Source organism: Propionivibrio sp., from assembly GCF_017995515.1.
In the GTDB taxonomy this organism is placed as follows: domain Bacteria; phylum Pseudomonadota; class Gammaproteobacteria; order Burkholderiales; family Rhodocyclaceae; genus Propionivibrio.
In genome coordinates this window covers 1-9,768 of record NZ_JAGOIT010000115.1, presented here as the reverse complement: position 1 = coordinate 9,768, position 9,768 = coordinate 1, and the positions used below count along the sequence as shown (strand labels likewise).

The window sequence follows — 9,768 nt, the reverse complement described above, 5'->3', positions numbered from 1 at the left end:
AGTCATGTTAGAGGTTCTCCGGCAATGAGGTATCACTTGCGGCGGCGTCCGAGCCTGGACGCGAGCCCTTGAAGATCTTGCGGATGACGACGAAGAACACCGGCACGAAGAAGATGCCGAGCACGGTGGCCGAGATCATGCCGCCGAGCACGCCGGTGCCGATTGCGTTCTGGCTGCCCGAACCGGCGCCGGTGCTGGTGGCCAGCGGCAGCACGCCGAGGCCGAAGGCGAGCGAGGTCATCAGGATCGGGCGCAGGCGCATCTTCGCCGCCGACAGCGTCGCCTCGAACAGGCCGAGGCCGTGGTCGAGCTGCGCCTGGGCGAATTCGACGATCAGGATCGCGTTCTTCGCCGACAGGCCGACGGTGGTCAACAGGCCGACCTGGAAGTACACGTCGTTGGTCAGCCCGCGTCCGGTGGCGGCGAGCAGCGCGCCGACGACGCCGAGCGGCACGATGAGCATGACGGCGAACGGCACCGACCAGCTCTCGTACAGCGCGGCAAGGCTGAGGAAGACGACGAGCAGCGAGATGGCGTAGAGCGCCGGCGCCTGCGCGCCGGTACGCTTTTCCTCGAACGAGACGCCCGTCCATTCGATACCGATGCCCGGCGGCAGCTTGGCGGCGATCTCCTCGACCGCGGCCATCGCGTCGCCCGTGCTCACGCCCGGCGCGCCCTGGCCCATGATTTCGACCGACGACGAACCGTTGTAGCGTTCCAGGCGTGGTGAGCCATACGACCAATGCGCCGAGGCGAAGGCCGAGAATGGCACCATCTCGCCGCTGCTGTTACGCACGTGCCATTTGTTGAGGTCTTCCGGCAGCATGCGCGATGGCGCGTCGCCCTGCAGGTAGACCTTCTTCACGCGGCCGCGATCGATGAAGTCGTTGACGTAGCTGCTGCCCCAGGCGGTTGAGAGCATGTCGTTGACGTCGGCCATCGAAATGCCGAGCGCGTTGGCCTTGGCCTGGTCGATGTCGAGCTTGTACTCGGGCATGTCGTCCTGGCCATTCGGGCGCACGGCGACGAGGCGCTTGTCCTGCGAGGCCATGCCGAGGAACTGGTTGCGTGCGGCGACCAGCGCTTCATGCCCGACCGCGCCGCGGTCCTGGATCTGCACGTCGAAGCCGGTGGCGTTGCCGAGCTCGATGACGGCCGGCGGCGCGAAAGCAAAGACCATCGCGTCGCGGATCTTCGAGAAGGCGCCCATCGCCCGTCCGGCGACGGCTTTCACCTTGAGGTCGGGCCGGTTGCGCTCCTCCCAGTCCTTGAGCATGACGAAGCCGATGCCCATGTTCTGGCCGCTGCCGCCGAAGCTGAAGCCGGCGACGGTGAAGATCGAGCGCACGGCGTCCTTCTCGCCTTCGAGGAAGTGGTGCTCAACGTCATCAAGCACCTTCAGCGTGCGCTCCAGCGTCGCGCCGGCCGGCAGCTGCACTTGCGAGAACAGCACGCCCTGGTCTTCATCCGGCAGGAAGGAGGTCGGCATGCGCACGAAGAGTACGGCCATGCCAACGACGATCAGGAGGTAGATGACGACGTAGCGCATGCGCTTGCCGAGCATGCTGCCGACGCGCGATTCATAACCGGTCTGGCTGCGGTCGAAGATCTTGTTGAAGCCGCGGAAGAACCAGTTTTCGCTGAAGTGTTCGCCCTTGTGGATTGGCTTCAGCAGCGTCGCGCACAGCGCCGGCGTCAGGATCATGGCGACCAGCACCGAGAGCACCATCGCCGAGACGATGGTGATCGAGAACTGGCGGTAGATGACGCCGGTCGAGCCGCCGAAGAAGGCCATCGGCACAAACACCGCGGAGAGCACCAGCGCGATACCGATCAGCGCGCCGACGATCTGGTCCATCGACTTCTTGGTCGCTTCCTTCGGCGACAGGCCTTCCTCGCTCATCACACGCTCGACGTTCTCGACGACGACGATGGCGTCGTCAACGAGCAGGCCGATGGCGAGCACGGTGGCGAACATGGTCAGGGTGTTGATCGAGTAGCCGAACACCGAGAGCACGCCGAAGGTGCCGAGCAGCACGACCGGTACGGCGATGGTCGGGATCAGCGTCGCGCGGAAGTTCTGCAGGAACAGCCACATCACGAGGAAGACGAGGATGACGGCTTCGATCAGCGTGTGGACGACTTCCTCGATCGAGATCTTGACGAAGGGCGTCGTGTCGTACGGGACGACGTAGGAGACGCCGTCGGGGAAGTACTTCGACAGCTCCTCGACCTTGTCCTTCACGCCCTGCGCGGTGGCCAGCGCGTTGGCACCGGAGGCGAGACGGATGGCGATACCGGCGGCCGGCTTGCCGTTGTAGCGGCCGACCATGCCGTAAGATTCGGCGCCGAGTTCGAGGCGCGCGACGTCGCGCAGATAGACCTTGCCGCCGTTGGTGTTGGTCTTGAGCAGGATTTCGCCGAACTGCTCCTTGGTCTGCAGACGACCGAGCGCCGAGATCGTCGCGTTCAACTGCTGCCCGGCGACTGCCGGCGTGCCGCCGAGCTGGCCGGCCGTGACCTGCGTGTTCTGCGCCTGGATCGCCGAGCGCACGTCGGCCGTGGTCAGCTTGTAACTAACGAGCTTGGCCGGGTCGAGCCAGATGCGCATCGCGTACTGCGCGCCGAACACCTGCGCCTCACCGACGCCGGGAACCCGGCTCAGCGGGTCCTGCATGTTGGCGACGAGATAGTCGGTGAGGTCGGTCTGTGTCTTGTCGCCTTTCTCAGAAATCAGTGCGACCAGCATCAGGAAGTTGCGCGACGACTTGGCGACCTGCACGCCCTGCGTCTGCACGATCTGCGGCAGCGACGGCAGCGCCAGTTGCAGCTTGTTCTGCACCTGCACCTGCGCGATGTCCGGGTTGGTGCCGGCGTCGAAGGTCAGCGTTACCGACGCGCTGCCGTAGGAATCGCTGGCCGACGACATGTAGAGCAGGTTGTCGAGGCCGGTCATCTTCTGTTCGATGACCTGCGTCACGGAATCCTCGAGCGTCTGCGCCGAGGCGCCCGGGTAGGTGGCGTTGATGACGATCTGGGGCGGCGCGATCGCCGGATACTGCGAGACTGGCAACGTGCGGATGGACAGCGCACCGGCCAGCATGATGACGATGGCGATCACCCACGCAAAGATGGGGCGATCGATAAAGAAACGAGCCATGGATTGTTCTCCTTACTTCTTTTCGGCGGGGGCTTTGTCAGCGGCGGCTTGCGGTGCCGGAGCCTTCGCGCCGGCCGGTACGGCGGTGACCGGCGAGCCTGGGCGCGCCTTCTGCAAGCCCTCGACGATCAGCTTGTCGCCGGCCTGCAGGCCGCTCGTGACCAGCCACTTGTTCCCGATCGCGCGCTCGGTCTTGAGCGGTCGTGGCTCCACTTTGCCTTCGGCGTTCACCACCATGCCGACAGCGTTGCCCTGCGGGTCGTGCGTGACGCCCTGCTGGGGTACGACGATCGAGTTCTCGCGCACGCCCTGTTCGATGACGGCGCGCACGTACATGCCGGGCAAGAGGTCGCGCTTGGGGTTGGGGAATACGGCGCGCAGGGTGATCGAGCCGGTCCCGGCGTCGACGGTGGCTTCCGAGAAGGCGAGCTTGCCTTCGAGCGGATAGACCTCGCCGTTGTCGAGGATCAGTTTGACCTTGGCCTGGCCGTCGCCGGAGCCCTTGATCTTGCCGTCTTCCATCGCGCGCTTCATCTGCAGGATTTCGGTGCTCGTCTGCGTTACGTCGACGTTGATCGGATCAAGCTGTTGCACCGTCGCCAGCGGCGTCGCCTGGTTGGCCGTGAGCAGCGCCCCCTGCGTTACCGCCGACTTGCTGATGCGTCCGGCAATCGGCGAAACGATACGCGTGTAGGCGAGGTTGATGCGCGCCGCCTCGACCGCGGCCTTGGCTGCGGCAACGTCGGCCTCGGCCTGGAGCAGTGCGGCCTTCGCGTCGTCGGCCGCCTGCTGGCTGACCGCCTTGTCGGCGATCAATTCCTGGTAACGCTGCGCCTTCAGACGCACCGTCGCGACGTTGGCTTCGGCCTTCGCCAGCGTGGCGCTAGCACTGTCGAAGCTCGCCTGATAGAGCGCGGGGTCGATCTGGTAGAGCAGTTCGCCGGCCTTCACGTCGCTGCCCTCGCGGAACAGGCGCTTCTGCACGATGCCGCCGATCTGCGGGCGAATCTCGGCGATCACGTTGGCGACGGTGCGGCCGGAGAGTTCGCTGGTCACCGGCACGGTTTGCGTCTCGACGGTGAAAACGCCGACTTCGGGCGGTGTTCCCGCGCCCTGCGCCATGCCGGCCGGCGCGTTGGATTGGCCGCAGGCGGATGCGATCAGGGTGGCGGCGATGGCCATCAGCGTGACGGCGAGCGATGGGCGATGCGGAATGGCGCTGAACGGTTCGATACGGCGCGTCATAAGGAGATCTCCTGGCGGGATGAGTCTGTGTGAGAGCAGCGCAGGGCTGCGAGGTTGCAGTGCTTCAATGCGAATCGCCGGGTATTTTACATACATTCTTGAGTGTATGTATGTCGTTCCCGGTTAAAATAGCGGCCGTCTTGCGATTGGCCGTGCGCTGCGTGCGTGCGGGAGAGGGAGAAGTCGATGGTCAGGAAAACGAAGGAAGAAGCTCAGGATACGCGCCATGCGATCCTCGATGCGGCGGAGCGCGTCTTCCAGGAACGCGGCGTCAGCCATACCTCGCTGGCGGAGATCGCCGCGGCCGCCGGTGTCACGCGCGGCGCGATCTACTGGCACTTCGCCAACAAGTCCGACGTTTTCGACGCCCTGTTCGAGCGTGTCTTCGCGCCACTCGAAGAGCGCTTCGTGTCCTTGCATGAGGAGTTGCGCCGGAACAGCGCACTCAATCCGCTCGAACACATACGGACCATGTCGCTCGATTTCATCGGCCGTGTCGTCAGCGATCCGCGCTACTTCCGGCTGATCGAGATCTCCTGGCACAAGTGCGAGTACGTCGGCGAGATGGCGACGATCCGCGACAATCACCTCGAGTGTGGCAATCGCCACCTCGAAATGGCTGTCGAGAGTTTCCGCCTGGCGCAGGAGCGCGGCTTCCTGCCGGCCAGTCTTGATCCGCGCATCGCCGCGATGGGCATGGTTGCGCTGATCGACGGCCTGGTCGTGAACTTCACGCTGGAGAAGAGCACCTTCCCGCTCGCCGGTTACGCGCCGGCGGTTCTTGACGCCTATCTCGCCGGGCTGAACGTCGTACCACCGACGTTCAGGAGCTCCGCAACCTGACGTAAGCCTCGAAGTCGGCAAGCGGCAGCGGCCGGCTGAACAGATATCCCTGGAACGCACGGCAACCGTTCGCGATCAGGAAGGCGCGCTGGCCCTCGGTTTCCACGCCTTCGGCGATCACCGACAAACCGAGGTTCTGGGCGAGGACGACGACGGTGCGCGCGATGCTCGCGTCGTTGGCGTCGGTCAGCACGTCGCGCACGAAGGACTGGTCGATCTTCAGTTGGTCGAGCGGCAGGCGCTTGAGGTAGGAGAGCGAAGAGTAGCCGGTGCCGAAGTCATCAAGCGAGAAGCCGGTGCCAAGCTCCTTGAGCATGTTCATCTTCTCGATCACGTCTTCGATGTCGTCGAGCAGCAGGCTCTCGGTGAGTTCCAGCTTGAGCCGCTGCGGATTGGCGCCGCTGCCTTCCAGCGCGGCGATGACGTGGAAGATGAAATCGGCGTTGTGGAACTGGCGGGCGCTGACGTTAAGCGCAATCGAGAGTTGCGCCAACGCAGGCGTTGCGCTCCATACGGCGAGTTGCTGACAGATGGTGTCCAGTACCCACTGACCGATCGGGATGATGAGCCCCGTTTCCTCGGCGGCCCGGATGAACTCGTTCGGTCCGACCAGTCCGCGTATCGGGTGCTGCCAACGCAGTAGCGCTTCGCCGCCGATGACCCGGTCGTCGGCGTCGAGCTGCGGCTGGAAGTGGAGAACGAACTGCTGTTCCTCGATCGCGCGGCGAAGGTCGATCTCGAGTGCGGCGCGCGCGGTGACGGCCGCCTGCATGTCCGGGTCGAAGAAGCGCAGCGTGTTGCGTCCGGCGGCCTTGGCCTGGTACATCGCGGTGTCGGCGCGTTTCATCAACTCGTCGACACTGACCGAATTGTCGATGAACAGTGCAATGCCGGTACTCGACGTGCAGCGGTGGCTGCCCGTGGTCGCCGTTTCGCCGGAGACCGCAAGGTTGAGCAGATAAGGTTCGTTGAGCTGGTTCTGGATCTTGCGCGCGATGCTCTCGGCCTGCATCGCTGCCAGGCCGGAGGCGTCGAGGTCTTCGAGGATGACGACGAACTCGTCGCCGCCCATGCGCGCGACGGTGTCGCCCTTGCGGATGCAGTTCTGCAGCCGGCTGGCGACTTCGATCAGGAGCTGATCGCCGACGTCATGCCCGAGCGTGTCGTTGAGCGTCTTGAAGTTGTCGAGGTCGATCAGCATCAGGGCGCCGTGGCGGTGATGCCGGGCACTGCTGGTCAGCGCACGGCCGAGCCGGTCGAGCATCAGGCGCCGGTTGGGCAGGCGCGTCAGTGCGTCGTAGAAAGCGAGCTTGCGGATTTCCTCCTCAGCGGCCTTGCGGAAGGTGACGTCGTTGAAAACACCGACGTGGCGCTCGACGGCACCTGAGCGGCCGACGACGGCGGTTATGGTGATTTCGACCGGGAAGAGCTCGCCGTTCTTGCGGCGGTTCCAGACCTCGCCCTGCCAATGGCGCTGCGTTTCCAGGTCATGCACGATGGCTGCGTAGGCGTCCTTGCCGTCGATCATCGGCTTGATCAGTTCGGCGCCCCTGCCGAGCGCCTCGTCTTCGGTGTAGCCGGTGATGAGCTGGAAGCTGCGATTGATCGCGACGATGTTGTGTTCGGCGTCGGTGATCATCACCGCGTCGGCTGTGTTTTCGAAGACGGTGGCGGCCAGCCGCAATTGGTCGGCAGCGTGCCGCTTTTCGGTGATGTCCTCAAAGACCCAGATGCTGCCGCCCTGCGGCTTGGCCGGATCAAGCGCGCAACCGCGCAGTAGCGCCCAGAAGGTCGTCCCGTCGCGGCGCTGCAGGCGCAGCTCTTCCTCGTAACTGCCGCTTGTCGTAGCGACGGCCTGGTAGGCACGGGCGCCGACTTCGATGAACTGCGCTTCGGAAAGGTAGAGGATGCGAGACAGCTGCCCGTTCATCTCGCCGGGGCCGTAGCCGAAGATCGCCTCGGCGTGGCGATTGGCGAGCTGGATGATCCGGTCGCGCGCGAAGATGACGCCGACCTGGACGTTGTTGAGGATGGCTTGCTGCTCCGCGAAGGAATCCTTGAGGCGAGCGCGCATGCGGTCGAGCTGCGCTGCGAGGCGGCCGATCTCGTCCGGCTGGCTCCAGTCGATCGGGTGCTCGAGGTCGCCTTCGGACAGCTGGTTGGAAAAGTCCATCAGGCGGCGCAGCGGGCGCAGCACCCGCTTGCGCAGGGAGATGACGATCAGCGTCAGCGAGGTGGCGAACATGCCGACGATGAGCAGGTAGTAGGCGCGCCGGTCGGCCTGGAATTCGCGTTGCCGCAAGCCATCGTCGGTTTCGACTTCGAGGCTGCCGATCGCCGTGTCGTTGGCGACGATTGGCAACGACGCGCTGCGCGAGGTGCCGCTGCGGCGATCGGGGCGCTCGACCTGCAGGATGAGGCTGTTCGCCGGGTCGCGGATGGTCACGCGAACGACGCTCGGATCGAGCAGGGCGGATTCGGCAATCGTCGCGGTGCCCGCCGTGTCGATGTTCCACACCGGGTCGGCGAGGCTCTTGACCAGCAGCGTCAGCTTGTCCTGCAGGTGGCTTTCCATCTCCTTGTCGATCTGCGCCTGGCGCAGGCTGGTCAGCGCCATGCCGCCGATCAGCGCCGGCAACAGCAGGCCGGCGCACAGCGCGATGACGATGACGATGCTCAGGCGGCTGGTATTGCGGCCGGTGGTGAGCGCCGACAGGCGTTTAAGGGAAAAGGGGGAGAGAGGCATGAAGATCGGGCGCGTTCGAACGACGGGCTTCATCGGCGCTACATACTGGAGTCTGCGTACTATATAGCACGGCCTGTGCGACACCAATACGAATGCGGGCGCGGAGTATACTTCGCCGAATTATTCCACTGGAGAACGCCATGGCCGCACTTCCCGACACCGTCAGCATGGCGATGTTCTGCGACTTCGAGAACGTTGCGCTCGGTGTGCGCGATGCGAACTACGAGAAGTTCGATATCAAACTGGTGCTCGAACGCCTGCTGCTCAAGGGCAGTATCGTGCTCAAGAAGGCCTATTGCGACTGGGATCGCTACAAGGGCTTCAAGGCGGCGATGCACGAGGCCAACTTCGAGTTGATCGAGATCCCGCACGTGCGCCAGTCGGGCAAGAACTCAGCCGACATCCGCCTTGTCGTCGATGCGCTCGACCTGTGCTACACCAAGTCGCACGTCAATACCTTCGTCATCGTCAGCGGCGACTCGGACTTTTCGCCGCTCGTCTCCAAGCTGCGCGAGAACGACAAGTACGTGATCGGCGTCGGCGTCAAGCATTCGACCTCGGATCTTCTGATCGCCAACTGCGACGAATTCATCTTTTACGACGATCTGGTGCGCGAGATCCAGCGCACGGCTGCGCGTCGCGACCCCAAGCCCGCGGCAAAGCGCTCGCCGGAAGAGGACAAGCGGCGCAAGGAGGAGATGGACGCGCGCAAGAGCGAAGCGGTCGAGCTCGCCGTGTCGACCTACGAAGCGCTCGTTACTGAACGCGGCGACGGCGGCAAGATCTGGGCGTCGATGCTGAAGAACGCGATCAAGCGGCGCAAGCCCGATTTCAACGAGAGCTATTACGGCTTCCGCGTCTTCGGCAACCTGCTCGACGAGGCGCAGGCGCGCGGCTTGCTCGAAGTCGGGCGCGACGAAAAGTCAGGCGCCTTCGTTGCGCGCAGCCTGTCGGCGGGGCGCGGCGAGGCGCCGGCAGCGGCCGAGGTCGCTCTGGTGGAACCGGCGCCTGTCGAGGAATCGTCCGGGATTGTGAGCGACGCGGCCGGCGCCGATGTGTCTGCCGTTCCGGCCAGCGAGGCTGTGAGTGTGCCGACCGAGGCCAAGCGGCGCGGCCGCGGCGGCAGCAAGCGCAGCGCTTCGGCACAGGCGAAGGCGCCGGCGGTTGAGAGTACGACGACTGCGCCGGTCGACGCCGAGCCGAATCTTTCCGCCGTGGATTCAGTGAATGAGCAGACGGCCGCCGAGCCGGCGGCCGAAGCTCGTCCGGAAAAGAAGCCGGCAGCGCGCAGCCGTCGCCCGCGCAAGCCGAAAGCGCCGGCAGAGGCCGCCGGCCAGTGAAAAGGCCCGCGGGCGAGAAATGCACGGGTAGGAGCGCAGCTTCGCTGCGCGAAGACTGATATTCCGGCGCCCTACGCCGCGGCGTCCGGGCCCTCCGTCTCGATCGGGTCGCCAATCGGTTCGAGGTGGGTCGTGACGTCGGCGTGTTCAAGTGCCTTGCGGATATCGGCTTCGATGCGTCCGGCCCAGTCGTGCCCCTCCTGCACGGACCAGTGGCCGGGGACCAGCACGTGCAGGGTGACGAAGGCGCGGCTGCCAGCCTGCCGCGTGCGCAGGGCGTGAAATTCGAGCCCTTTCTGGCGGTAGTCGGCGAGCAGCCTCTCGATCTTTTGCAGGTCTTCGGCAGGTACGGCGCGATCCATCAGACCGTCGGCCGAGCGTCGCATCAGCTGATAGCCGATCCATACGATGTTGGCGGCGACGAGGAGCGCGAT

General features: G+C 64.9%; 6 protein-coding genes. 2 read left to right on the top strand and 4 right to left on the bottom strand.

Features of this window, described 5'->3' with window-relative positions:
* Positions 1-7 precede the first annotated feature (7 nt).
* Positions 8-3,160 (bottom strand): efflux RND transporter permease subunit, encoded by a 3,153-nt coding sequence (locus KBA32_RS14805; protein WP_294360446.1) that lies wholly within the window; start codon positions 3,158-3,160, stop codon positions 8-10.
* A 12-nt stretch (positions 3,161-3,172) separates the two neighbouring features.
* A complete protein-coding gene (locus KBA32_RS14800; protein WP_294360443.1) occupies positions 3,173-4,405 on the bottom strand; it encodes an efflux RND transporter periplasmic adaptor subunit in 1,233 nt (410 codons plus the stop codon).
* A 186-nt stretch (positions 4,406-4,591) separates the two neighbouring features.
* Here KBA32_RS14800 and KBA32_RS14795 point away from each other — a divergent pair, with 186 nt between their 5' ends.
* On the top strand, positions 4,592-5,248 hold the full coding sequence (locus KBA32_RS14795) for a TetR family transcriptional regulator (protein ID WP_294360440.1): 657 nt from the start codon (positions 4,592-4,594) through the stop codon (positions 5,246-5,248).
* On the opposite strand, the gene KBA32_RS14790 is transcribed toward KBA32_RS14795, so the two are convergent.
* Positions 5,229-7,994, bottom strand: a complete 2,766-nt coding sequence (locus KBA32_RS14790) for an EAL domain-containing protein (RefSeq protein WP_294360437.1) — start codon at positions 7,992-7,994, stop codon at positions 5,229-5,231. The two genes, KBA32_RS14795 and KBA32_RS14790, sit on opposite strands and share 20 nt — an antisense overlap.
* 140 nt (positions 7,995-8,134) lie before the next feature.
* On the opposite strand from KBA32_RS14790, the gene KBA32_RS14785 reads away from it, so the two are divergent.
* Positions 8,135-9,334 (top strand): NYN domain-containing protein, encoded by a 1,200-nt coding sequence (locus tag KBA32_RS14785; RefSeq protein WP_367113788.1) that lies wholly within the window; start codon positions 8,135-8,137, stop codon positions 9,332-9,334.
* Between the two features lie 71 nt (positions 9,335-9,405).
* Here the strand turns inward: KBA32_RS14785 and KBA32_RS14780 are convergent.
* Positions 9,406-9,768 (bottom strand): cation transporter dimerization domain-containing protein (locus KBA32_RS14780; RefSeq protein ID WP_294360433.1); only part of this gene is annotated, 363 nt, incomplete at its 5' end.